Here is a 24811-nt window from a genome sequence, read left to right on the forward strand (position 1 = left end):
CATGCTGAAAATCGCCGATACCACTTTTACCTCGCGCCTGTTCACCGGCACCGGCAAGTTCGCCACCCCGGCGTTGATGCTGGAGGCACTGGCGGCCTCCGGCTCACAGCTGGTGACCATGGCCATGAAGCGCGTCGATCTGCGCGGCGGCAACGACGCCATTTTGGCGCCGCTGCAGCAGTTGGGCGTCAGGCTGTTGCCCAACACCTCCGGCGCCAAAACCGCCGCCGAGGCGGTGTTCGCCGCCCGGCTGGCGCGTGAAGCGCTCGGCACCCACTGGGTGAAGCTGGAGATCCATCCCGATGTGAAATACCTGCTGCCTGATCCGATAGAAACGCTGAAAGCGGCGGAAACGCTGGTGAAAGACGGTTTTGTGGTGCTGCCCTACTGCGGCGCCGATCCGGTGCTGTGCAAACGGCTGGAAGAGGTGGGCTGTGCGGCGGTGATGCCGCTCGGTGCGCCTATTGGCTCCAACCGCGGTCTGCGCACCCGTGACTTCCTCGAAATCATCATCGAGCAAGTCAAGGTGCCGGTGGTGGTAGACGCCGGCATCGGCGCGCCAAGCCACGCGCTGGCGGCGATGGAGCTGGGTGCCGACGCGGTGCTGGTGAATACCGCCATTGCCGTGGCGCGCGATCCGGTGCAGATGGCGCGGGCGTTTCGCCTGGCGCTGGAGGCCGGCGAGCTGGCACGCAGCGCCGGATTAGGCTCCAGCCAGCGCGGCGCGGTCGCGTCCAGCCCGCTGACCGCTTTTCTCAGCCAGCCAGAGGAGGCGCAATGATGGCCGACGATTTCAGTAGCCGCTGGCAACAGCTGGACTGGGACGACATTACGCTGCGCATCAACGGCAAAACTACGCGCGACGTGGAGCACGCGTTGAACGCCGACAAGCTGACGCGCGACGACTTTATGGCGCTGATCTCCCCCGCGGCCACGCCGTATCTGGAACCGTTGGCGCAGCGCGCACAGCAGCTGACCCGCCAGCGGTTCGGTAACGTCGTCGGCTTCTATGTGCCGCTGTATCTCTCTAACCTGTGCGCCAACGACTGCACCTACTGCGGCTTTTCGATGAGCAACCGCATCAAGCGCAAAACGCTGGATGCGGCGGAGATCGCACGCGAGTGCGAAGCCATCAAGGCGCTGGGGTTCGAACATCTGTTGCTGGTCACCGGCGAACATCAGACCAAGGTTGGCATGGACTATTTCCGCCAGCACATCCCGGCGATCCGCCGGCACTTCAGCTCGCTGATGATGGAAGTGCAGCCGCTGGCGCAGGAGGAATACGCCGAACTGAAAACGCTGGGCCTGGACGGCGTGCTGGTGTACCAGGAAACCTACCATCCGGCCACCTATCTGCAGCACCACCTGCGCGGCCAGAAGCAGGATTTCCATTGGCGCCTGGCCACGCCGGATCGCCTGGGGCGCGCCGGGATCGACAAGATCGGCCTCGGCGCATTGATCGGTCTGTCCAACAGTTGGCGCACCGACTGCTACCTGCTGGCGGAACATCTGTTCTACCTGCAGCAAACCTACTGGCAGAGCCGCTACTCGATCTCGTTCCCGCGTCTGCGCCCCTGCGCCGGTGGCATTGAGCCGGCGTCGATCATGAGCGAGCCTCAACTGGTGCAGCTGATCTGCGCCTTCCGGCTGTTCGCGCCAGACGTTGAGCTGTCGCTGTCTACCCGGGAGTCGCCTTACTTCCGCGATCATATGATCCCGGTGGCGATCAACAGCGTCAGCGCCGGCTCCAAGACGCAGCCCGGCGGCTATGCCGATGACGTACCGCCGGAGCTGGAACAGTTCGAACCGCACGACGGCCGCACGCCGCAGCAGGTCGCCGAGGCCATCAGCCACGCCGGGCTGCAGCCGGTGTGGAAAGACTGGGACGGTTATCTGGGACGCGGCGCGCAATAAACAGCAACGTTTGCCGCCGTGTGAAGAAAACGCTGGAGCGGCCGCGCAATGCCGAACGGCAGCGCTGGCGCCGGCAAACGCGCCGACTATAGTGGCCTTGCCGACCGCCAAACCCGGCGTCGGCCGGGGCCGTCACCCTCTCGATGGCCCCGCCTTATCCCATCCCGGATCGCGCCGGAGATCCTCTTGCGCGACTCCGGCCCTCGTCCGCGGCAACGCGCATATGCCGTATCGCGGCCTGTAAGGGCGTACGGATAGGTTGTCTTGTCGGTTAATGGGCTGTCAGAAAGATACGATATCTGCGTTCGGTATTCACTTAGGAGTGATATTCATAGGGCGCTATTGCGGCAGCACAGTGAGGAACGAGGAAAAAAGAAGATACAGCGACGAAGAGAGGTTCGAATGGTCATCCCCGGTGCAGCCAATAGCCCTGGTGTTGACCGCAGATCTTTTTTGCCGCCTGCTCCCTGCTTACGGACAAGAGCAGGCGGTTTATTTTGTGAGACAGGCACCCCCCCAGGACGCGAATCACACAGTATGTGCGCTAATTAACCACATAAACGATTAAATGTGAATGTCTTTTGAGTGTTTTTTTATTTAGTATCGAGTATGTTTTGAGTTTGCCAAAGGAAATCAAACTGATATCACCGCAACCACCGGAGCATCATCTATAATCCAGCACGGGTTCTCGCGCAGGTTTTTCAGCGCTCGCGGTCAACATCAAAAAAGCCAAGGTTGTCATGAAGAAAACGCCAAATTATATCGATGCAATCAGCGCGTTGCTCACTCTGAAAGGAGTTGGCGACAGAAAACATGCCTCCACGATGGCCAACATACTGAACCTTCAGTACAACAGCGCCAAACAAAAACTGGATGGCAAAAGGGGCATCACCCTCGATGAAATCAAAAAGGTTTTTCAGTATTTCAACGAACCGTTTGCTGGCCAAAGGACGCATAACGGCGTCTTTATCATGAACAGCATTCACAAGCGCTGCAACATTGAGGTCGACGAGCGCCCGGCCACGCAAGCAGACAGCGACGAAACCTACGCCTACAAAAAAGACGATCTTTTCATCATCAACACCAACCGGGAACATGCCGCCGATGCCCCACTGTACAAAGTCAACAAGATAGACTTTCTGCCGGCTCCGCGTATCGCGATCCTGGACAATGACAGTGATATTCTCGAATTGTTGAAGAAGATCGCCTACCGCTACGGCATCGAGACCGAGACCTTTCAAACGGCGGACGCCATGCTGGCCGCGCTGGAGCACCAGTCTTTTGAGGCGTTTATTTTGGACTGGCTGTTGGACTTCGGCGAGACTTCCGAACGCGTCGTGAAGAAAATAAAGGACACCCTCGATCCGCATGCCCGCATCATCATTTTGACCGGCCAGCTGAATCACTACGAGAAAAACATCGGCGATATGATCCTGCACTATGACGTGCATCTGGTGGAAAAACCGACCAAACCGCTGATTATCTCTTCGCTGCTGCTGTCGAACTTATTCTTTAATTAGTTTGACCGGGATGCGGATCAAAAACGACGAGCCAACCCCTTCGACGGATTTGACCTTGATGGCGCCTTTCATCGTCGTGACGTAATTTTTGATAATGGTCAGCCCTAGCCCCAATCCCTGTCGCGTTTCCCTTTCCACCCCCTGATTGAACGCCTTATATAATCGTTCCAGATTATCGACGTTAAACCCGATGCCGGTGTCTTTTACCCATAAATACAGATTGCCGTGGTACACCTTCACATTGAGGATAATCGCACCGTGGTGAGTAAATTTGTCCGCGTTGCTGAGCAGATTGGCCAATATTCGGTAGAGCTTATATTTGTCGGAGCAAATCAAACCAACATAGGATGAACGACGCACCACGATGCGATTACCGCGCCCGGCGCTGATACTGGTCATGGCATCGTCCACCACCTCATTCAGACGGAAGGTGGATATATTCACTTTGACCTCCCCCATCTCTAGCCGCGAATAATCCATCACCTCGCGCGTTTGTTCGGTGATCTTATTGCCGTGATAGGAGATCAGGCGAGCTTCTTTTTTCAACTCTTCCTGCGCTAGCTCGTGCTCCATGATATCCGCAGCAATGACGATGGCCTGAGTCGAGCCGGCGATCTCGTGGTAGATGGAAGAGATAAAGATGTTCTTATTCTTGATGATCTCTTTTAACGAGAAGGCATTTCTCAGCACCAGGAACATCATCAGGAACACCAACATCAGCGAAAAGAGGGCAAACATCTCGGCTTTACTCGAGTTGTCCTGGATGATGCCTTTCACTTCGGTAAAGTTTTTAATCTGTATCCGATAAATAATTTCCTGGATATCGACCAGCGTGCCCTCGATATCATCCATATAAGAGAGAATATCCGCCTTGTTTTTCTGCCCCACCAGCAAGCCGGCGGAGAGATCGTCCAACGTACGGTACTGCTGCTTCAGCAGCGCAACATTCTTGATGAACTCGTCGTCGTAATAAAAAGAGTCGCTGAAGGTCGAACGGCTCTCCAGGATCTGAATCTTCGAGTAAAAGATTTTCTTCTTGATCAGGAAAGCGTCGTAGTCGTTATTTTCACTGAGCAGCAGCGCGGTTTTGGTCCTTTCAAACGCCAGAAAGAGGATCTCGGCCACCGAGTAGTTGTCCAGATTGGGCTCGATCTGCTTATAGCGCTCTTTTACGCCACCGAAGTTAATAGCAATCAACAAAATCAATAAAGAGAAGATGGCAACCAACGCGATAAGAGTACCGATCAGTTTTTTGCTCATCTTATTTCATCTCCAACCGTTTAACTTGCCAGACGGTTTTCGCATTCACATCCAGGTTATTCAGCTCAGCGTAGCCATCGCGCGGATAAATAATGGCGAATGGCCCCAGCTCCCCCACGTCGATCGGCTTACCGCCGCGCAGATAGGCGACAATCACGCGGTATTTAATCATCTCGTCAATCGGCATCGAGTAAGAGTAATCGTCCCAGGCGAAAGCGCGCACCGACTGGCCTTTCAGATGATAGGCTTTCACCAGCTCAGCAAACTCAACGCCGGTAAACGTATCTTCCGGGGTGAAATTGGTCGAGGTTTTAATCGTGTGCGGCGGCATCGCCTCCAGCATCTGCCGGGTGATTTTGATCTTCTCGCCGTTGAGCGGTTTCAGATAAAAATAGTCAACGGCCGCATACAGCGGCGCGCTAAACAGCGAAAGCAGCAGTAACGTCATCAATCCTTTGATTTTCATCATTCACCCTCTTTGCGTTTCACCAATTCAGCCTGGCCAAATTCATCCTGCCCGACCACGACCCAGCCGTGACGTTGATAAAAGCCTTCGGCCTTGGAGCCGAGATCGGTGGTTAAGTGGATCGCTTCGGCGCCGTGCTCAAACATCCAGTGAGTGACCCGTGCCAGTAAGGCAGAGCCGATCCCCTTAGACTGGTATTCCGGCTTCACGAACAGGCCGCCGATCAGCGGTTCAGGGATGAATAACCCGAAGCCAACGCCGGCATAGTCGTCGCCATACTTGCAGATCCAACCGCCGCCCTGGTTGATGTCCTCCAGCGCCTGTTTGCGCTGCAAATACTCGACCTGATGCGGATGCAGCAGGTTTTCTTCAACGGAAAAGCGGATCTCATACAGGTATGGCAGGTGTTGCGCCGTCAATTTTTCGAAGGTAATGAGGCGGTCCATGTTTCGCACTGTCCTTAATTGTCAGATAAAAAGCGCCGGTCAATTTCTGCTGGAACCATAGTAGCAAAGTTTGTCTTAACCCGGCACGAGGCGAAAAAAAACCGCCCCCGAAGGGGCGGTTTATCTGGCGATGGGCCCGGCGTACCGGGCCCGCGGCGCGGATGACGATTACTCGTCGTCGCTGCCGCCCAGGCCTGCGTTGAGCAGCTCGGCCAGGTTAGCCGTCGCTTCTTCCGCGCTGACTTGCGGAACAACCGGCGCTTCACCCTGAGCACGGCGACGCATACGATCCTGATGATAAGCGTAACCGGTACCGGCTGGGATCAGACGGCCCACGATAACGTTCTCTTTCAGGCCACGCAGTTCATCACGCTTGCCGGCTACGGCAGCTTCGGTCAGAACGCGCGTCGTTTCCTGGAACGATGCAGCGGAGATGAAGGACTCGGTCGCCAAGGAAGCCTTGGTGATACCCAGCAGATCGCGCGAGAAGGTTGCCGCGATTTTACCTTCAGCTTCCAGCTGACGGTTGGCAATCTTGACGCGAGACACTTCAGCCTGCTCGCCTTCCAGGAACTCGGAGCCACCAGCGCTAACGATGGTGCCTTTACGCAGCATCTGACGAACGATAACTTCGATGTGCTTATCGTTAATCTTAACGCCTTGCAGACGGTAAACTTCCTGCACTTCGTTGGTGATGTAGCGGGTAACCGCATGCACGCCACGCAGACGCAGAATGTCGTGCGGAGACTCTGGGCCGTCGGAAACGACGTCACCACGTTCCACCACTTCGCCTTCGAACACGTTGAGCTGACGCCATTTCGGGATCATCTCTTCGTAAGCGTCGCTGCCGTCCAGCGGAGAGATCACCAGGCGACGTTTGCCTTTGGTCTCTTTACCGAACGAGATAATCCCGCTGATTTCAGCCAGGATTGCCGGCTCTTTCGGACGACGTGCTTCGAACAGGTCGGCAACGCGCGGCAGACCACCGGTAATATCCTTGGTACCGCCGGATTCCTGAGGAATACGCGCCAGGGTATCACCCGCACCGATCTGAATGCCGTCTTCCAGCTGAACGATCGCTTTGCCCGGCAGGAAGTATTGAGCAGGCATATCAGTACCTGGGATCAATACGTCTTCGCCCTGAGCGTCAACGATTTTCAGTGCCGGACGCAGGTCTTTACCGCTACCGGTACGCTCTGCGCTGTCCAGTACGACCAGAGAAGACAAACCGGTCAGTTCGTCGGTCTGGCGAGTAATGGTCTGGCCGTCAACCATATCCGCGAAGCGAATGAAGCCGCTGACTTCACTGATGACCGGCATGGTATGCGGATCCCAGTTAGCAACGGTTTCGCCGCCGTTAACTTCTTCACCGTCGCCTTTGCCCATCACGGCGCCGTAAGGCACCTTGTAGCTTTCTTTGGTACGGCCGAATTCGTCGATCAGTTTCAGTTCGGTGTTACGCGAGGTGATCACCAGCTTGCCCGCGGCGTTCATAACGAACTTCACGTTGCTCAGCTTGAGGCTACCCTTGTTTTTCACCTGGATGCTGGATTCAGCAGCCGCACGAGATGCCGCACCACCGATGTGGAACGTACGCATCGTCAGCTGTGTACCCGGCTCACCGATGGACTGTGCCGCGATAACGCCGATGGCTTCACCTTTGTTGATGATGTGGCCACGTGCCAGGTCGCGACCGTAGCAGTTTGCACACACACCAAAGTCGGTTTCACAGCTCACTACGGAACGGACTTTAACGCTGTCGACAGAATTCTCTTCCAACAGGTCACACGCCTTCTCGTTCAGCAGGGTGTTGCGTGGCACCAGAATGTCCGCCGTACCCGGCTTGAGGACGTCTTCTGCCGTCACACGGCCCAGAACGCGTTCACGCAGCGGCTCTTTCACGTCGCCACCTTCGATAACCGGAGTCATCAGGATGCCGTCGTGGGTGCCACAGTCGTCTTCGGTCACAACCAGATCCTGCGCCACGTCAACCAGACGACGGGTCAGATAACCGGAGTTCGCGGTTTTCAGTGCGGTATCCGCCAGACCTTTACGAGCACCGTGGGTGGAGATGAAGTACTGGAGTACGTTCAGACCTTCACGGAAGTTCGCGGTGATTGGCGTTTCGATGATGGAGCCGTCCGGCTTCGCCATCAGGCCACGCATACCGGCCAGCTGACGAATCTGAGCGGCGGAACCACGCGCACCGGAGTCGGCCATCATAAAGATGCTGTTGAAGGAAACTTGCTGTTCCACTTCGCCGTCACGGTTAACCACGTCTTCTACCGACAGGTTTTCCATCATCGCTTTCGCAACGCGTTCGTTCGCTGCAGCCCAGATATCGATCACTTTGTTGTAGCGTTCGCCGGCGGTAACCAGACCAGACTGGAACTGCTCCTGGATCTCGGCAACTTCGGTTTCCGCTTCTTCGATGATCTCCGCTTTCTTGGCCGGGATAACCATGTCGTCGATACCTACGGAAGCGCCTGAACGGGCTGCGTAAGCAAAACCGGTGTACATGATCTGGTCAGCAAAGATAACGGTCGGCTTCAGGCCCAGGATGCGGTAACAGGTGTTCAGCATCTTGGAGATCGCTTTCTTGCCCAAAGGCTGGTTAACGATCGAGTACGGCAGACCTTTCGGTACGATCATCCACAGGATGGCGCGGCCGATGGTGGTGTCGATGATGCTGGTCTGAGAAGTCCATTCGCCTTCGGCGTTTTTGACGTCTTCGGTGATACGCACTTTAACGCGCGCATGCAGAGACGCCAGGCCGGCGCGGTAAACACGCTCAGCTTCTTTGGAACCGTTCAGCACCATGCCTTCGCCCTTGGCGTTAACACAGTCGCGGGTCATGTAGTACAGACCCAGTACAACGTCCTGAGAAGGAACGATGATTGGCTCGCCGTTCGCTGGGGACAGGATGTTGTTGGTAGACATCATCAGCGCACGCGCTTCCAGCTGGGCTTCCAGCGTCAGCGGTACGTGAACAGCCATCTGGTCACCATCGAAGTCGGCGTTATAGGCCGCACAAACCAGCGGGTGCAGCTGGATCGCTTTACCTTCGATCAGAACCGGTTCAAACGCCTGGATACCCAAACGGTGCAGGGTTGGTGCACGGTTCAGCAGTACCGGGTGTTCGCGGATCACTTCGTCCAGGATATCCCAAACGACGGCTTCTTCACGCTCAACCATTTTCTTGGCGGCTTTGATGGTGGTGGCCAGGCCACGCAGCTCCAACTTGCCGTAGATGAACGGTTTGAACAGCTCCAGCGCCATCTTTTTAGGCAGACCGCACTGATGCAGACGCAGGTATGGACCTACGGTGATTACGGAACGGCCGGAGTAGTCAACGCGTTTACCGAGCAGGTTCTGACGGAAACGACCCTGCTTACCTTTGATCATGTCGGCCAAAGATTTCAGAGGACGTTTGTTGGAACCGGTGATGGCACGACCGCGACGGCCGTTATCCAGCAGGGCGTCTACCGCTTCTTGCAGCATACGCTTTTCGTTGCGCACGATGATGTCAGGCGCAGCCAGATCCAGCAGGCGTTTCAGACGGTTGTTACGGTTGATCACGCGGCGATACAGATCGTTCAGATCCGAGGTCGCGAAACGACCGCCATCCAGCGGAACCAGCGGGCGCAGATCCGGCGGCAGTACCGGCAGCACGGTCAGGATCATCCACTCCGGCTTGTTACCGGACTGTACGAACGCTTCCAGCAGCTTGATACGCTTGGTCAACTTCTTGCGCTTGGTTTCGGAGTTGGTTTCGTTCAGCTCTTCACGCAGCTGCTCGCACTCGGCTTCCAGATCCATGTTTTTCAACAGGGCCTGAATAGCTTCCGCACCCATCTTGGCGTCGAATTCGTCACCGAACTCTTCCAGCGCGTCCAGATACTGCTCTTCGGTCAGGATCTGACGACGCTCGAGGTTGGTCATACCGCCTTCGACCACCACATAGGATTCGAAGTACAGTACGCGTTCGATGTCACGCAGCGGCATATCCAGCAGCAAACCGATGCGGGATGGCAGCGATTTCAGGAACCAGATGTGCGCGGTCGGCGAAGCCAGCTCGATGTGGCCCATGCGCTCACGACGCACTTTGGTCTGGGTCACTTCAACGCCGCACTTCTCACAGATCACGCCGCGGTGTTTCAAGCGCTTGTACTTACCGCACAGGCACTCGTAATCTTTTACCGGCCCGAAGATACGGGCGCAGAAAAGGCCGTCACGTTCTGGTTTGAACGTACGGTAGTTAATGGTTTCCGGCTTCTTAACTTCACCGAACGACCACGAACGGATCATGTCTGGCGAGGCCAGAGCAATCTTGATCGCATCAAACTCTTCGGTCTTAGTTTGCGCTTTCAGAAACTTCAATAAGTCTTTCACGGATTGGCTCCTGTCGGAGTTAAACCTGTTGGGTACCCACAACCGCAGTAGGTACCCGTGTGACCTGAACAACCACCCTCAGGCTCCCTTAGGCGGGGAGCCTGAGCCGGAATGACGATTACTCGTCTTCCAGTTCGATGTTGATGCCGAGCGAGCGGATTTCTTTCAACAGTACGTTGAAGGATTCCGGCATGCCTGGCTCCATCCGGTGGTCGCCATCCACGATGTTTTTGTACATCTTGGTACGGCCGTTAACGTCATCCGACTTAACGGTGAGCATTTCCTGCAGGGTATAAGCCGCGCCGTATGCTTCCAGTGCCCACACTTCCATCTCACCGAAGCGTTGACCACCGAACTGCGCTTTACCACCCAGAGGTTGCTGAGTAACCAAGCTGTAAGAGCCGGTTGAACGGGCGTGCATTTTATCGTCAACCAAGTGGTTCAGTTTCAGCATGTACATATAGCCGACAGTAACCTGGCGCTCGAATTGCTCACCGGTACGGCCATCGAACAGCGTGATCTGACCGGAGGTCGGGATACCACCCATTTCCAGCAGCTTCTTGATTTCAGTCTCTTTCGCACCGTCAAACACCGGCGTTGCGATCGGCATACCTTTTTTCAGGTTCTCTGCCAGACGCAGCACTTCGTCGTCGCTGAAGGTGTTCAGGTCAACTTTCTGGCAAACGTCGTCGCCCAGATCGTAGGCCTTCTGGATGAACTCACGCAGCTTGGCCACTTCCTGCTGCTGCTTCAGCATCTGGTTGATTTTCTCACCGATGCCTTTCGCAGCCATACCCAGGTGGGTTTCCAGGATCTGACCGATGTTCATACGTGATGGTACGCCCAGCGGGTTCAGTACGATGTCTACCGGCGTGCCGTTTTCATCGTAAGGCATATCTTCGATCGGGTTGATCTTGGAGATAACACCCTTGTTACCGTGGCGGCCCGCCATCTTGTCACCCGGTTGGATCTGACGTTTAACGGCCAGATAAACCTTGACGATTTTCAGCACGCCCGGCGCCAGATCGTCGCCCTGAGTGATCTTACGACGCTTGGCTTCCAGCTTCTTCTCGAAGTCGGATTTCAGTTCGTCGTACTGCTCGGCCAGCTGTTCCAGCTGGTTTTGCTTCTCTTCGTCGGTCAGGCCCAGTTCCAGCCAGCGATCGCGCGGCAGCTTGCTCAGCTTGTCGGCTTCGATGCCACCGGCAACCAGCACCGCGTGGATACGTGCAAACAGGCCGGCTTCCAGGATCTGCAGTTCTTCCGTCAGGTCTTTCTTCGCCTGCTTCAGCTGCATCTCTTCGATTTCCAACGCGCGCTTGTCTTTTTCCACGCCATCACGGGTGAAGACCTGCACGTCGATAACCGTACCGGAAACGCCGTTCGGCACACGCAGAGAAGAGTCTTTAACGTCAGACGCTTTCTCACCGAAGATCGCACGCAGCAGTTTCTCTTCCGGCGTCAGCTGGGTTTCGCCTTTAGGCGTTACCTTACCGACCAGGATGTCACCGCCGGTCACTTCAGCACCGATATACACGATACCGGATTCATCCAGCTTGGAGAGCGCAGCTTCACCCACGTTAGGGATGTCGGCGGTGATCTCTTCAGGCCCCAGCTTGGTGTCGCGAGACACGCACGCCAGTTCCTGGATGTGGATGGTGGTGAAGCGATCTTCCTGCACCACGCGCTCGGAGACCAAGATGGAGTCTTCGAAGTTGTAGCCGTTCCAAGGCATGAACGCTACGCGCATGTTCTGGCCCAGTGCCAGTTCGCCCAGGTCTGTCGATGGGCCATCCGCCAGCACGTCACCGCGCTCGATTGGCTCACCCAGACTCACACACGGCATCTGGTTGATGCAGGTGTTCTGGTTAGAACGGGTGTACTTGGTCAGGTTGTAAATATCGATACCTGCTTCGCCCGGGTACATCTCGTCTTCGTTAACTTTGATAACGATACGGGAAGCATCCACGTACTGGATCACACCGCCGCGTTTGGCAACGGCGGTTACGCCGGAGTCAACCGCTACAGCACGTTCCATACCGGTACCGACCAGCGGCTTGTCAGCGCGCAGGGTTGGTACGGCCTGACGTTGCATGTTCGCACCCATCAATGCACGGTTGGCGTCATCGTGTTCCAGGAATGGAATCAGTGAGGCACCAACAGAAACAACCTGCTGGGTGGATACGTCCATGTAGTCAACCTGATCGCGGCTGAACAGGCTTGATTCGCCTTTGCTGCGGCAGGTGACCAGGTCTTCTACGAAGCGGCCTTCTTCATCCAGGTTGGAGTTCGCCTGGGCGATAACGAAGTTGCCTTCTTCAATAGCAGACAGGTAGTTGATTTCATCGGTCACCACGCCGTCACGCACGCGGCGGTACGGGGTTTCCAGGAAGCCATACTCGTTAGTCTGTGCGTACACGGACAGGGAGTTGATCAGACCGATGTTTGGACCTTCCGGCGTTTCGATTGGGCACACGCGGCCGTAGTGGGTCGGGTGTACGTCTCGAACTTCAAAGCCGGCGCGCTCACGGGTCAGACCGCCCGGGCCCAGTGCGGAGATACGACGCTTGTGCGTGATCTCGGACAGCGGGTTGTTCTGGTCCATGAACTGGGACAGCTGGCTGGAACCGAAGAACTCTTTCACCGCCGCCGAAATCGGCTTGGCGTTGATCATGTCCTGAGGCATCAGGGTATCCAGATCGCCCAGAGACAGACGCTCTTTCACCGCACGCTCAACACGCACCAGACCTACGCGGAACTGGTTCTCGGCCATTTCGCCGACAGAGCGGATACGACGGTTGCCCAAGTGGTCGATGTCGTCCACTTCGCCCTTGCCGTTACGGATATCGATGAGCTTCTTCATCACTTCGATGATGTCGTCTTTGCTCAGGATGCCCGAACCTTCGATCTCGTCGCGCAGCAGAGAACGGTTGAACTTCATGCGACCCACCGCGGATAGATCGTAGCGGTCTTCGGAGAAGAACAGATTCTCGAACAGGCTTTCGGCAGCTTCGCGCGTTGGCGGCTCACCAGGGCGCATCATGCGGTAGATTTCTACCAGCGAGCTCAGACGATCGTTGGTCGGATCGACACGCAGCGTTTCAGAGATGTACGCGCCGTGATCCAGATCGTTGGTGAACAGCGTTTCGATGCGCTTGTGGCCAGACTGGCTCAGTTTGGCCAGCAGATCCAGCGACAGCTCCATGTTGGCTGCGCAGATCAGTTCGCCGGTATTGGTATCGATATAGTCTTTCGCGACCACTTTGCCCGCGATGTACTCTACCGGTACTTCAATGCTCTGAATGTCGTCTTTTTCCAGCTGACGGATATGACGGGCGGTGATACGACGGCCTTTCTCTACGTAGATCTTGCCGTTGGCTTCGATATCGAACGAAGCGGTCTCACCACGCAGGCGCTCTGGCACCAGCTCCATCTGCAGCTTGTTGTCGCGGATTTCGAAGACGATCTTGTCAAAGAACAGGTCGAGGATCTGTTCAGTGGTGTAGTTCAGCGCGCGCAGAATGATGGTCGCAGGCAGTTTGCGGCGACGGTCAATACGCACGAACAGGTTGTCTTTCGGATCGAACTCGAAGTCCAACCATGAACCGCGGTAAGGGATGATGCGTGCGTTGTACAGCACTTTACCCGAAGAGTGGGTTTTACCCTTATCGCTGTCGAAGAATACGCCAGGACTACGGTGCAACTGAGATACGATAACCCTCTCAGTACCGTTGATCACAAAGGTGCCGTTTTCGGTCATGAGCGGAATTTCGCCCATGTAGACTTCTTGTTCCTTGATGTCTTTGACCGTACCTTCAGGCGCTTCGCGCTCATAGATAACCAGGCGCAGTTTTACGCGCAGCGGTGCAGAGAACGTCACACCACGGATCTGGCACTCTTTGACGTCGAAGACCGGCTCACCAAGACGGTAGCTAACGTATTGCAGCTCCGAATTGCCACTGTAGCTCTGGATAGGGAAAACAGAACGGAATGCGGCTTCAAGGCCGTACTGCCCTTCTGGATCTTGCTCGATAAACTTCTGGAACGAGTCAAGCTGGATAGAAAGGAGATATGGTATGTCCAGCACTTGTGGACGTTTACCAAAATCCTTACGAATACGTTTTTTCTCGGTATAGGAGTAAACCATAGGGTTCCTCAGCTCGCTGATCAGTGACCCAATCTGTCCGTCCGATTAGGGACAGTTCATGCAACACCGTTTTGTCGACCGGAAAGCGGGAACACTTTCCGCAATGTCTCTTGCTATCACGCTTAAACCATTTCATCGCGTCTTCCCCCAGAACTCCTGGTAGTGCAAAGACCGCGGTATATTAAGTCGTCAACAGAAACAAACATTGGGAGGCGAAACCAGCAGCCAAACAGTGTGAAACGCTACTGGCGCCCTACAGCGCAAAAAGGCTGGTGACTAAAAAGTCACCAGCCATCAGCCTAAAAGACTAGGCTGCAACCGGAAAGGTTGGCTTATTTAACTTCAACTTCTGCGCCAGCTTCTTCCAGAGATTTTTTCAGAGCTTCTGCGTCATCTTTGCTCACGCCTTCTTTCAGAGCGGCTGGAGCAGATTCAACCAGGTCTTTAGCTTCTTTCAGACCCAGGCCGGTAGCGCCACGTACTGCTTTGATAACAGCAACTTTGTTAGCGCCTGCAGCTTTCAGGATAACGTCGAATTCAGTTTTCTCTTCAGCAGCTTCAGCTGGGCCAGCAGCTACAGCTACAGCAGCAGCAGCAGAAACGCCGAATTTTTCTTCCATAGCGGAAACCAGTTCAACAACGTCCATTACGGACATAGCGGCAACTGCTTCCAGGATTTGGTCTTTAGTGATAGACATAACAATTGTTCCTAAAATTCAGAAATAGTTTAAATACGTTAGCAAAGGCTAAGAAAGAGTGGCTTACGCCGCTTCTTTCTGATCGCGTACTGCAGCCAGAGTGCGAACCAGTTTGCCGGCAGCGGCTTCTTTCATGGTTGCCATCAGGCGTGCGATCGCTTCTTCGTAAGTTGGCAGCGTCGCCAGGCGGTCGATTTGCGCCGCTGGGATCAGCTCACCTTCAAAGGCCGCAGCTTTAACCTCGAATTTTGCATTCGCTTTCGCGAACTCTTTGAACAGACGAGCAGCAGCGCCCGGGTGTTCGTGAGAGAATGCAATCAAGGTTGGACCGACAAACGTGTCTTTCAGGCATTCGAATGGAGTGCCTTCAACTACGCGACGCATCAGGGTGTTGCGAACAACACGCATGTAAACGCCAGCTTCACGACCTGCTTTACGCAGTTCAGTCATTTTATCTACGGTAACGCCGCGGGAATCCGCAACAACCGCAGACAGCGCGCCTTTGGCTACTTCGCTGACTTCAGCAACAATCGCTTGTTTGTCTTGAAGATTTAATGCCATTAGCTTTTTGCTCCTGGATTAGCCGGGGAAAATCCCCCGGAACTCACTTCACTCGGCGCTTTGTAAAACGCCACGCCGAGCGGCTTAACACGGTGAGCAGAATCCAGCAAAGACATTCTTTTATAAAAAAGAAAAATTTTCTTAGGCTCTGTCACCGTCTACGCAGGAAGGATTAAGTATCTTGCGATACACCTGCGGTCTTGGACGGAGGCCTGGATAGGCCAGGCTCCAACCGAAAAATCTTTGTTTTGCCTACGGCATAGCCAGTAGCAAAACCTTGGGGCATAAGATTCTAGACAAATCTCGGCCCCAAGTCAAAGCGATAATCGCAAGTGCGATTAGTTCGCTGCAGCAGACAGACCGCTCTGATCGATAGCAACGCCAGCACCCATGGTGGTGGAGAGGCTAACTTTCTTGATGTACATGCCTTTCGCCTGAGAAGGTTTTGCTTTTTTCAGCGCAACCAGCAGGGCTTCCAGGTTTTCTTTCAGCTTGTCTGCGTCGAAATCAACCTTACCGATAGTGGTATGGATGATGCCGTTTTTGTCGTTACGGTAGCGAACCTGACCAGCTTTAGCGTTTTTCACTGCTTCAGCAACGTTCGGAGTAACGGTACCCACTTTCGGGTTTGGCATCAGGCCGCGTGGACCCAGGATCTGGCCCAGTTGACCTACAACGCGCATTGCATCCGGGGAAGCAATAACAACGTCGAAGTTCATTTCGCCTTTCTTGATCTGGTCAGCCAGATCGTCCATACCTACCAGCTCTGCGCCGGCAGCTTTCGCTGCTTCAGCGTTAGCGCCTTGGGCAAATACGGCAACGCGAACGGAACGACCGGTGCCGTGTGGCAGAACGGTAGCGCCACGAACGTTTTGGTCAGATTTACGAGCGTCGATGCCGAGGTTAACGGCAACGTCAACGCTTTCTACGAATTTAGCGGTGGCCAGCTCTTTCAGCAGAGCAACAGCTTCGGTGATGTCATACTGTTTAGTAGCATCAACTTTGTCACGGATCACGCGCATGCGCTTGGTCAGCTTAGCCATCTCTTAATCCTCCACTACCAGGCCCATGGAACGAGCGGTACCTTCGATGGAGCGAGTCATCGCTTCAACGTCAGAACCAGTCATGTCCGCAGCTTTGGTTTCTGCGATTTCACGTACCTGAGCACGAGTCACTTTACCTACTTTGTCTTTGTTCGGCTTACCGGAACCAGACTTGATACCAGCCGCTTTTTTCAGCAGAACTGCTGCTGGCGGGGTTTTGGTAACGAAAGTGAAGGAGCGATCAGAATAAACGGTGATAACAACCGGAATCGGCAGACCTTTTTCAACGCTGTCAGTCTTAGCGTTGAATGCCTTACAGAATTCCATGATGTTAACGCCCTGCTGACCCAGAGCTGGACCCACTGGTGGGCTCGGGTTCGCCATACCAGCTGCAACTTGCAGCTTGACGTAGGCTTGTACTTTCTTAGCCATTTAAATTTCCTCGGTTTGGGTAGTATCGCCTCGCAAAAGGCTCCCCGTGTTTCACCTCGCCAGACAGGCATCAGGCAAGGCATCTAAAAACAAAAGGCGCGAAATTGTAGTTCAATTTCGCGCCTTTGACAAGCGGCAACGCGCCACTCATTGCTGATTATTCGATCAGCCTTTCTCAACCTGGCTGAAGTCCAGTTCCACCGGCGTTGCACGGCCGAAGATGGAAACGGAAACTTTCAGGCGGCTCTTTTCGTAATCGACTTCTTCGACCACGCCGTTGAAATCTGCAAACGGTCCATCGTTGACGCGCACCAGCTCGCCCGGCTCGAACAGCGTCTTCGGACGCGGTTTGTCACCAACCTGCTGCAGGCGGTTCATGATCGCATCAACTTCTTTATCGCTGATAGGCGCAGGACGGTCAGACGTGCCGCCGATGAACCCCATGACACGCGGTACGCTGCGCACCAGGTGCCAGCTGGCGTCATTCATCACCATCTGCACCAGCACGTAGCCAGGGAAGAATTTACGCTCGCTCTTGCGACGCTGGCCACCACGGATTTCAACCACTTCTTCCGTAGGCACCATCACTTCGCCGAACAGCTCTTCCATATCGTGCAGTTTGATGTGTTCACGCAGCGATTGCGCTACGCGACCTTCAAAACCGGAAAACGCCTGAACGACGTACCAACGTTTTTTTGGAGCTTCAGACATTTTAGAACCTCAGGCCAGTAATAAACGACACCAGACGGACCAGAATACCATCCAGTCCCCACAGAATCAGTGACATCACGGCGGTTACCGCGGCAACGATCAACGTGGTGTGTAGCGTTTCCTGACGAGTTGGCCAAATCACTTTACGTACTTCGGTACGCGCTTCGCGGGCAAACGCAACGGTGGCTTTGCCTTTGGTGGTCATCAGAGCCACTGCACCTGCAACGGCGATGATCAGCACAACTGCCAGCGCGCGCAATGGCAGGCTTAAATCACGGTAGTAATAGTTACCGACAATAGCCACAACCAACAGAACGGCGACGATCAGCCACTTTGCCGCTTCCAGGCCGCGTCCGCTCCCTTGAGCCTCGGTATTCGCACTCATAAACCAACCTGTCACAATGATGATTCAGAACAAACAACTTTGCCTCGCATTGCGAGGCAAACCAAACCGATCGGATACCGCAATAGCAATATCCCGGTGTTTTACGCCATGACGTATTCAGTCAATACGGTTTAAGAGCCCATCTCACCAATGATTATGACTGCAAAATCGCTGATGAGATAGGTTCTAGTTCACAGCGTAGAAAAAGGGCATCAAATGATGCCCTTTTACCGCGTGTCGCGTCAAACTTTATCAGCGATTAAGCGATAACTTTAGCAACAACGCCTGCGCCAACGGTACGGCCGCCTTCACGGATTGCGAAACGCAGACCGTCGTCCATCGCGATTGGGTGAATCAGGGTGACAACCATGTTCACGTTGTCGCCTGGCATTACCATCTCTACGCCTTCTGGCAGTTCGATGGTACCGGTCACGTCAGTGGTACGGAAGTAGAACTGTGGACGGTAGCCTTTGAAGAATGGCGTGTGACGACCACCTTCATCTTTGCTCAGGATGTACACTTCAGATTCGAACTGGGTGTGCGGCTTGATGGAGCCTGGTTTAGCCAGTACCTGACCACGTTCGATTTCTTCACGTTTGATACCACGCAGCAGAACACCTACGTTCTCACCAGCACGGCCTTCGTCCAGCAGTTTGCGGAACATTTCAACGCCAGTACAGGTAGACTTAACGGTGTCTTTGATACCAACGATTTCAACTTCTTCGCCAACTTTGATGATACCGCGCTCAACACGACCGGTAACAACGGTACCACGACCGGAGATGGAGAATACGTCTTCGATTGGCAGCAGGAACGGCTTGTCGATAGCACGCTCTGGCTCTGGGATGTAGCTGTCCAGGGCTTCGGCCAGTTCGATGATTTTCGCTTCCCACTCAGCTTCGCCTTCCAGCGCTTTCAGCGCGGAACCGCGGATCACTGGCAGGTCGTCGCCTGGGAAGTCGTAAGCGGACAGCAGTTCGCGAACTTCCATTTCTACCAGTTCCAGCAGCTCTTCATCATCAACCATGTCGCATTTGTTCATGAATACGATGATGAAAGGAACGCCAACCTGACGACCCAGCAGGATGTGCTCACGAGTCTGAGGCATTGGGCCGTCAGTCGCAGCTACTACCAGGATCGCGCCGTCCATCTGAGCAGCACCGGTGATCATGTTTTTCACGTAGTCGGCGTGCCCTGGGCAGTCAACGTGCGCGTAGTGACGAGTCGGGGTGTCATACTCAACGTGAGAGGTGTTGATGGTGATACCACGAGCTTTTTCTTCTGGCGCGTTATCGATCTGGTCGAAAGCACGTGCAGAACCGCCGTAGGTTTTAGCCAGAACGGTGGTGATCGCTGCAGTCAGGGTAGTTTTACCGTGGTCAACGTGGCCGATAGTACCGACGTTAACGTGCGGTTTTGTACGTTCAAACTTTTCTTTAGACATCGATTGTCCCTCTAAGACACGGATAAATCGGTGGTATCACCACATCAACCAAGCATTTGCTCGTTGAATCCAGAACAGAAAGAAAATCAGGGGGCGAGAAATTAAGAAGTGGTGCTGATAGGCAGATTCGAACTGCCGACCTCACCCTTACCAAGGGTGCGCTCTACCAACTGAGCTATATCAGCACATCTTGGAGCGGGCAGTGGGAATCGAACCCACATCATCAGCTTGGAAGGCTGAGGTAATAGCCATTATACGATGCCCGCATCCTGGAACTCGGCTACCTGATTTTTCTGTAGAATTTTGGGATGGAGCAGGACTAGTCATCACTCGCTTCGCATCCTTCGGGCCGGCTGCGCCTTGCGCTGCACAGCTCGAACCTTGCCGAAGGCTTTCGCCCTCTCCTCCCGCCATCAACCGCTGCGGTATTTATCGCATCTCAGTTAATCGCCGAAGGCAAGATTTGGTGGTGGGGGAAGGATTCGAACCTTCGAAGTCTGTGACGGCAGATTTACAGTCTGCTCCCTTTGGCCGCTCGGGAACCCCACCAGATTTTAACTACTTGTGACTTGAATGGTGCCGGCTACCGGAATCGAACTGGTGACCTACTGATTACAAGTCAGTTGCTCTACCTACTGAGCTAAGCCGGCATCAAGTGCAGCGCATTCTAGGTAGAGCGGACGGCCTATGCAACAAAAAAATTGCTTTACGCGCACTTTCGCTCACAAATCAGTCAATTTTGCATGCTGTCATGCAATTCGCAGCCTGCGGCGTGCAAACATTCATCACTTGCGGCAATCATTCTCTACAATTTTATCCACTTTTTGCAAGCATTGAGAGCCCCTTTCTCCGTGTCGGGCTTCTCAAAACACGTAACCTGCGTCGGTAAACCGTGAGCGGGATCGATGCACCAAAAAGAGGATCGCTGCCCAGGTTCGTGGCGTGAACTACACTTATTGCTCGCTCTTTCGCCGTGGCTATGCCTTTCGTCGTTCTGGCGCAGTTATTGCTTATCTTCATTACCCCCATCTCTGGAGGAATGACCGATGAAAATAGTGCCTATCAACGCCGCTACGCTCCCGATTTATCGCGATGAATTGGCTCGCCTGTTGACCCATGCGGTCACCCACGGTGCTTCAGTGGGCTACGACACCTTAATCCCGCATGAAGACGCCGAGAGTTACTTCCACAGCCTGCGTCCCGCCTTGGCCAAAAGCGAGCTGCTATTGTGGATTGCCCGCGACGAACGCGGCGTCGTTGGCACCGTGCAACTCGAGCTCTGCCAGAAACCGAATGGCCGTAATCGTGCGGAGGTGGTGAAGCTATTGGTGCATAGCCGCGCTCGCCGCAACGGCGTAGGTCTGGCGCTGATGAAGACGTTGGAGCAGGCGGCACTGCAACAGCAGCGCGGGCTATTGTACCTGGATACGCAGGCTGGCTCAGCGGCTGAAGCGCTTTATCGTAGCCTGGGTTATCGCTGTTTGGGCGAGCTACCGGATTATGCAGCGGGCCCCGATGGGCATTATCATCCGACCGTCATTTATTACAAACGTCTATTCACCGTAAACCAACCTTCGCGCGCCATTGCCTGCTAGCCTTCAAGCGGTATCCGGCCCCGATGATACCGCCTTGCAACCCCGCCTTATCAACTGCGCGCCGCTTCGCACAATTGACATAAACTGCTGCCTATCGACAACTTTTGCGAAAAAAGTCTACGCCAAAAACGAAGCTGTCTATAATATGCAGCTTGTTTATTCTCTGGAGTTGGCGTCCGGCGCCTTTCCCAACCTGCGTTAACAGGCAGAATTTGGCTTATGATAAAAAGAGATCAATCTTTAGCAACGCCTTACCTACAGTTCGATCGTACCCAATGGGCTGCGTTGCGAGATTCGGTGCCGCTGACGTTATCGGAAGAAGAGATCGTTAAGCTGAAAGGGATTAACGAAGATCTCTCGTTGGAAGAAGTTGCGCAGATTTATCTGCCGCTGTCACGACTATTGAACTTCTATATCAGTTCCAACCTGCGCCGACAGGCGGTGCTCGAGCAATTCCTCGGCACCGACGGGCAAAAAATTCCCTATGTCATCGGCATAGCCGGCAGCGTAGCCGTAGGTAAGAGCACGACCGCACGTCTGTTGCAGGCGTTGCTGAGCCGCTGGCCGGAACACCGCAGCGTTGAGTTGATCACGACCGACGGCTTCTTGCATCCTAATAAGGTGCTGAACGAACGCGGCCTGATGAAGAAAAAAGGCTTCCCGCAGTCTTACGATATGCATAGCCTGGTGAAATTCGTGTCAGAAGTGAAATCCGGCGCCAAACGCGTTACCGCTCCGGTTTATTCTCATTTAATCTATGACGTTGTACCTGAGGGTAATAAAGTCATCGAGCAACCGGATATTCTGATCCTGGAAGGGCTTAACGTATTGCAAAGCGGTATGGATTACCCGCACGATCCTCATCGCGTATTCGTTTCCGATTTTGTCGACTTCTCCATATATGTCGATGCCCCGGAGACGCTATTGCAAAGCTGGTATATCAATCGTTTCCTGAAATTCCGTCAGGGCGCATTTTCCAATCCCGATTCTTATTTCCATAACTATTCAAAATTGCCGGAACCGGAAGCGATTAATATCGCTACACAATTGTGGAATGAAATTAACGGCTTGAATTTGCAGCAGAATATACTACCTACCCGCGAACGCGCCAGCCTGATCATGACCAAAAGCGCCAACCATGCCGTTGAAAGCGTGCGCTTAAGAAAGTAAGACTACCGATCGCTCAAGGGGACGGTAACGTCCCCTTGGTTGCGCTCGCTATTCTGCACTGCGCAGCGATATCTCTCCGCCGATAAAGGGTTTGATCTCCCCATCTTGTTCCAGCAGCAGTGCCCCCTGCGAATCGATGCCTCGTGCGATCCCTACAATCTGCCGCTCACCAATCAGCAGTTTGACCGGTCTGTCGATAAAATTATCCAACGTGCGCCAACGACCAATGAATGGCCCCAGCCCATCTATCTCGAATTGTTTTAACGACTGCCGCAATTCATTGAGCAAAGTAGCAGTCAGCTCATTACGATCGATGTTAATGCCGGCTTCTTGCAGGTTGATCCAACCTTGGTTGATCCCCCCGGCATTGGTATCCCGCATCGCCAAATTAATGCCAGCACCGATGACCAACTGAGCCGCATCGCCAGTTTTTCCTGTCAACTCGACCAGGATCCCTGCCAATTTGCGATCATTCAGGTAGAGGTCGTTGGGCCATTTTACCCGTACGTCTTTAGCACCAAGGCGCTGCAAGACCTCCGCCATCACCATGCCGATCACCAGGCTCAGCCCCATCGCCGCAGCTGGCCCCTGTTCCAATCGCCAAAACATCGACAGGTATAAATTGGCGCCAAACGGCGAAATCCACTGGCGCCCACGACGACCGCGGCCAGCCAGTTGATACTCAGCGATGCAGGCGTCGCCAGATTGTAGTGTTTCGATACGATCCAGCAAATATTGATTGGTAGAGTCGACTACCGGCAACACGGTAACGCGTTTGTCGTCCAACCCTTTTAGAATGCGTTCCGCCTCCAATAGCGGCATGGGGGCAGGCAAGCTGTACCCTTTGCCAGGCACGGTAAAGACATCCAGCCCCCACTCGCGAATGGTTTGAATATGCTTATTGATCGCAGCACGGCTCATGCCGAGTGACTCACCGAGGTGTTCCCCGGAATGGAATTCGCCGTCGGCCAACAACGCGATCAGTTTTAACGGAACCTTGGTATCTTTCATGACAGCACCGCCACGGCATTCAGCTCACCGGTCGCGCCAATAAAGCGCACCTCAGGCTCCAACCACACACCGAATTTATCGGCCACCGTCTTGCGTACGTGGCGCGCCAGCGCCACCACATCCTGGCTGTGGGCATTGTCGATGTTCACCAGCACCAGCGCCTGCTGGCGGTGTACCGCAGCACCACCGATGCGATATCCTTTCAGCTCGCATTGGTCGATAAGCCAGCCGGCGGCCAGCTTCACCTGACCATCCTGCTGCGGATAATGCGGCATGCCAGGATATTTGGCGACGAGTTCTGCGGCTTTCTCTGCGTTCACCAAAGGATTCTTGAAGAAGCTGCCGGCATTGCCGGTTTCGCGCGGATCGGGCAGCTTGCTGCGACGCATAGCACATACGGATTCAAATACCTGAAGCGGCGTCACCGTGGTGGGCTCCAGCTTGGCCAGATCGCCGTAACTCAATTTGGGTTGCCACTGTTTGTTGAGACGCAGACCCAGCCCGACAATGACATGCCCAGTTTGGAAACGGTGCTTGAAAATGCTTTCCCGGTAGCCAAAACCACACTCGGCAGCCGGGATGCGATCGATAGCGCCGGTAGAGAAGTCCAGCAAATCGACATACTCGCAGACGTCTTTCAATTCGACGCCGTAGGCGCCGATGTTCTGAATAGGGGCGGAACCGGCCAATCCAGGGATCAACGCCAGGTTTTCCAGGCCGCAGATCCCAGCCTGCAGCGTATATTGCACCAGGTCATGCCAATTTTCACCGGAGCTGACGTGGAGATACCAGGCATCGTTATCTTCTCGAACATCGATACCCTTCAACTGATTGACCATTACCGTGCCCGAGAAATCCTCCAGGAACAGCACGTTGCTACCTTCACCGAGAATCAGCAGCGGCTCCTGACGCTTGCGCGTTTGTTGCCACACCTTGAGCATCAGCTCAATTCTATCGGCCATGATCAGGTGCGCTGCGTTGACCGGGAGCGCAAACGTATTGTGGTTTTTTAAAGACGCGCTTTCAGTAGACATAACGTTCAGTACCTATACGGAAATAATCTTTCGCCTAGTCTACTCGATTCGAGGCGTCTGGCTAATATTTGTTTTAATTAACGTGAAATTTATCGAATAATACACTAAAGAATTAAGATTTATCTTTGATATAGCCAGATATTTCTTATCAACACATTAATAAATAGGCATTTTTATTATTTAAATAATAATCTGAAGCTATCAATTATATATTAATCTGGCTATTTCTCTGGCAAAAAACATTATTATTCCTTATAAGAATAAGCTACATATGCCAAAAAGGTATTTTTCAAAGTAATAGATACAGCCAGTATATTTATTTTACGCATAGCAAAAAGCCCTGAACGTCAGTTCAGGGCTTTCGGCTTTATTTGATGCCTGGCAGTGTCCTACTCTCGCATGGGGAGACCCCACACTACCATCGGCGCTACGGCGTTTCACTTCTGAGTTCGGCATGGGGTCAGGTGGGACCACCGCGCTATTGCCGCCAGGCAAATTCTGTTTCATTCCAACCGCCTCACTTCCGTGAAGCCATCAGAACCAATCTCGGAACTTCGCTGAAAATCTCTCTAAAAACACCTT

19 protein-coding genes, 4 tRNA genes, 1 rRNA gene and 1 other RNA gene are annotated in these 24811 nt (G+C 54.1%); 5 read left to right on the top strand and 20 right to left on the bottom strand.

The window, feature by feature from the left end:
- Position 1: 1 nt before the first annotated feature.
- From RE418_RS04840 to RE418_RS04850, 3 genes are all read left to right on the top strand, one after another.
- Positions 2-781: a thiazole synthase gene (locus RE418_RS04840; RefSeq protein WP_049206076.1), complete on the top strand. Its 780-nt coding sequence runs from the start codon at positions 2-4 to the stop codon at positions 779-781.
- The gene (thiH, locus tag RE418_RS04845) at positions 781-1914 is read left to right on the top strand and encodes a 2-iminoacetate synthase ThiH (protein WP_049295079.1); all 1134 of its coding nucleotides are present in this window, start codon (positions 781-783) and stop codon (positions 1912-1914) included. The genes RE418_RS04840 and thiH overlap by 1 nt, the downstream gene beginning before the upstream one ends.
- An 824-nt stretch (positions 1915-2738) precedes the next feature.
- Positions 2739-3434 carry a response regulator gene (locus RE418_RS04850; protein ID WP_233494412.1) on the top strand — a complete coding sequence of 232 codons (696 nt, stop codon included), beginning with the start codon at positions 2739-2741 and terminating at the stop codon, positions 3432-3434.
- Here the strand turns inward: RE418_RS04850 and RE418_RS04855 are convergent.
- The 17 genes from RE418_RS04855 to RE418_RS04935 all read right to left on the bottom strand — a co-directional run bounded on the left by RE418_RS04855 (position 3420) and on the right by RE418_RS04935 (position 20069).
- Positions 3420-4694, bottom strand: coding sequence for a sensor histidine kinase KdpD (locus RE418_RS04855; protein ID WP_049208543.1), 1275 nt, complete (start codon positions 4692-4694; stop codon positions 3420-3422). The two genes, RE418_RS04850 and RE418_RS04855, sit on opposite strands and share 15 nt — an antisense overlap.
- 1 nt (position 4695) lies before the next feature.
- Positions 4696-5160: an oxidoreductase gene (locus RE418_RS04860; protein WP_025304941.1), complete on the bottom strand. Its 465-nt coding sequence runs from the start codon at positions 5158-5160 to the stop codon at positions 4696-4698.
- Positions 5160-5606: a GNAT family N-acetyltransferase gene (locus RE418_RS04865; RefSeq protein ID WP_399675885.1), complete on the bottom strand. Its 447-nt coding sequence runs from the start codon at positions 5604-5606 to the stop codon at positions 5160-5162. Before RE418_RS04865 ends, RE418_RS04860 begins: the two co-directional genes overlap by 1 nt.
- 168 nt (positions 5607-5774) lie before the next feature.
- Positions 5775-9998 carry a DNA-directed RNA polymerase subunit beta' gene (rpoC, locus tag RE418_RS04870; protein ID WP_025304939.1) on the bottom strand — a complete coding sequence of 1408 codons (4224 nt, stop codon included), beginning with the start codon at positions 9996-9998 and terminating at the stop codon, positions 5775-5777.
- Between the two features lie 118 nt (positions 9999-10116).
- Positions 10117-14145: a DNA-directed RNA polymerase subunit beta gene (rpoB, locus tag RE418_RS04875; protein ID WP_025304938.1), complete on the bottom strand. Its 4029-nt coding sequence runs from the start codon at positions 14143-14145 to the stop codon at positions 10117-10119.
- Positions 14146-14477: 332 nt separating this feature from the next.
- Positions 14478-14843, bottom strand: a complete 366-nt coding sequence (rplL, locus tag RE418_RS04880; RefSeq protein ID WP_004929903.1) for a 50S ribosomal protein L7/L12 — start codon at positions 14841-14843, stop codon at positions 14478-14480.
- 63 nt (positions 14844-14906) lie between these two features.
- Positions 14907-15404 (bottom strand): 50S ribosomal protein L10, encoded by a 498-nt coding sequence (gene rplJ, locus RE418_RS04885; protein WP_004929905.1) that lies wholly within the window; start codon positions 15402-15404, stop codon positions 14907-14909.
- A gap of 338 nt (positions 15405-15742) precedes the next feature.
- Entirely contained in the window at positions 15743-16447 is a 705-nt protein-coding gene (gene rplA, locus RE418_RS04890) for a 50S ribosomal protein L1 (protein ID WP_019456443.1), read from the bottom strand.
- A 3-nt stretch (positions 16448-16450) separates the two neighbouring features.
- On the bottom strand, positions 16451-16879 hold the full coding sequence (gene rplK, locus RE418_RS04895) for a 50S ribosomal protein L11 (RefSeq protein ID WP_015376316.1): 429 nt from the start codon (positions 16877-16879) through the stop codon (positions 16451-16453).
- Positions 16880-17044: 165 nt separating this feature from the next.
- A complete protein-coding gene (gene nusG, locus RE418_RS04900) occupies positions 17045-17590 on the bottom strand; it encodes a transcription termination/antitermination protein NusG (RefSeq protein WP_004929914.1) in 546 nt (181 codons plus the stop codon).
- Position 17591: 1 nt separating this feature from the next.
- Entirely contained in the window at positions 17592-17975 is a 384-nt protein-coding gene (secE, locus tag RE418_RS04905) for a preprotein translocase subunit SecE (protein WP_004929916.1), read from the bottom strand.
- 259 nt (positions 17976-18234) lie between these two features.
- Positions 18235-19419: an elongation factor Tu gene (gene tuf, locus RE418_RS04910; protein ID WP_015376315.1), complete on the bottom strand. Its 1185-nt coding sequence runs from the start codon at positions 19417-19419 to the stop codon at positions 18235-18237.
- A 109-nt stretch (positions 19420-19528) separates the two neighbouring features.
- Positions 19529-19604 (bottom strand) — tRNA-Thr (locus tag RE418_RS04915).
- A 6-nt stretch (positions 19605-19610) separates the two neighbouring features.
- Positions 19611-19685, bottom strand: a tRNA-Gly gene (locus tag RE418_RS04920).
- 36 nt (positions 19686-19721) lie between these two features.
- Positions 19722-19837, bottom strand: a non-coding RNA gene (locus tag RE418_RS04925) — RtT sRNA.
- A gap of 46 nt (positions 19838-19883) precedes the next feature.
- A tRNA-Tyr gene (locus RE418_RS04930) sits at positions 19884-19968 on the bottom strand.
- A gap of 25 nt (positions 19969-19993) precedes the next feature.
- Positions 19994-20069 (bottom strand) — tRNA-Thr (locus tag RE418_RS04935).
- Positions 20070-20465: 396 nt separating this feature from the next.
- Between RE418_RS04935 and RE418_RS04940 the strand changes: the two genes are divergently transcribed.
- A complete protein-coding gene (locus RE418_RS04940) occupies positions 20466-21014 on the top strand; it encodes a GNAT family N-acetyltransferase (RefSeq protein ID WP_089181542.1) in 549 nt (182 codons plus the stop codon).
- 219 nt (positions 21015-21233) lie between these two features.
- Positions 21234-22184, top strand: coding sequence for a type I pantothenate kinase (coaA, locus tag RE418_RS04945; protein WP_025304936.1), 951 nt, complete (start codon positions 21234-21236; stop codon positions 22182-22184).
- A 48-nt stretch (positions 22185-22232) separates the two neighbouring features.
- Here the strand turns inward: coaA and birA are convergent, their stop codons facing one another.
- From birA to rrf, 3 genes are all read right to left on the bottom strand, one after another.
- Positions 22233-23195, bottom strand: a complete 963-nt coding sequence (gene birA / locus RE418_RS04950) for a bifunctional biotin--[acetyl-CoA-carboxylase] ligase/biotin operon repressor BirA (protein ID WP_025304935.1) — start codon at positions 23193-23195, stop codon at positions 22233-22235.
- Positions 23192-24229, bottom strand: a complete 1038-nt coding sequence (gene murB / locus RE418_RS04955) for a UDP-N-acetylmuramate dehydrogenase (RefSeq protein ID WP_025304934.1) — start codon at positions 24227-24229, stop codon at positions 23192-23194. Before murB ends, birA begins: the two co-directional genes overlap by 4 nt.
- A 376-nt stretch (positions 24230-24605) precedes the next feature.
- Positions 24606-24721 (bottom strand): 5S ribosomal RNA (gene rrf, locus RE418_RS04960).
- Positions 24722-24811 lie beyond the last annotated feature (90 nt).

The sequence above is a fragment of the Serratia sp. szju genome, from assembly GCF_044594185.1.
Lineage (GTDB): Bacteria > Pseudomonadota > Gammaproteobacteria > Enterobacterales > Enterobacteriaceae > Serratia > Serratia bockelmannii.

Coding starts and splice junctions, on each gene's coding strand:
- RE418_RS04840 (WP_049206076.1), top strand. CDS start 2: ATGCTGAAAATCGCCGATACCACTTTTACCTCGCGCCTGTTCACCGGC.
- thiH (WP_049295079.1), top strand. CDS start 781: ATGGCCGACGATTTCAGTAGCCGCTGGCAACAGCTGGACTGGGACGAC.
- RE418_RS04850 (WP_233494412.1), top strand. CDS start 2,739: ATGGCCAACATACTGAACCTTCAGTACAACAGCGCCAAACAAAAACTG.
- RE418_RS04855 (WP_049208543.1), bottom strand. CDS start 4,694: ATGAGCAAAAAACTGATCGGTACTCTTATCGCGTTGGTTGCCATCTTC.
- RE418_RS04860 (WP_025304941.1), bottom strand. CDS start 5,160: ATGAAAATCAAAGGATTGATGACGTTACTGCTGCTTTCGCTGTTTAGC.
- RE418_RS04865 (WP_399675885.1), bottom strand. CDS start 5,606: ATGGACCGCCTCATTACCTTCGAAAAATTGACGGCGCAACACCTGCCA.
- rpoB (WP_025304938.1), bottom strand. CDS start 14,145: ATGGTTTACTCCTATACCGAGAAAAAACGTATTCGTAAGGATTTTGGT.
- rplL (WP_004929903.1), bottom strand. CDS start 14,843: ATGTCTATCACTAAAGACCAAATCCTGGAAGCAGTTGCCGCTATGTCC.
- rplJ (WP_004929905.1), bottom strand. CDS start 15,404: ATGGCATTAAATCTTCAAGACAAACAAGCGATTGTTGCTGAAGTCAGC.
- rplA (WP_019456443.1), bottom strand. CDS start 16,447: ATGGCTAAGCTGACCAAGCGCATGCGCGTGATCCGTGACAAAGTTGAT.
- rplK (WP_015376316.1), bottom strand. CDS start 16,879: ATGGCTAAGAAAGTACAAGCCTACGTCAAGCTGCAAGTTGCAGCTGGT.
- nusG (WP_004929914.1), bottom strand. CDS start 17,590: ATGTCTGAAGCTCCAAAAAAACGTTGGTACGTCGTTCAGGCGTTTTCC.
- secE (WP_004929916.1), bottom strand. CDS start 17,975: ATGAGTGCGAATACCGAGGCTCAAGGGAGCGGACGCGGCCTGGAAGCG.
- tuf (WP_015376315.1), bottom strand. CDS start 19,419: ATGTCTAAAGAAAAGTTTGAACGTACAAAACCGCACGTTAACGTCGGT.
- RE418_RS04940 (WP_089181542.1), top strand. CDS start 20,466: ATGAAAATAGTGCCTATCAACGCCGCTACGCTCCCGATTTATCGCGAT.
- coaA (WP_025304936.1), top strand. CDS start 21,234: ATGATAAAAAGAGATCAATCTTTAGCAACGCCTTACCTACAGTTCGAT.
- birA (WP_025304935.1), bottom strand. CDS start 23,195: ATGAAAGATACCAAGGTTCCGTTAAAACTGATCGCGTTGTTGGCCGAC.
- murB (WP_025304934.1), bottom strand. CDS start 24,229: ATGTCTACTGAAAGCGCGTCTTTAAAAAACCACAATACGTTTGCGCTC.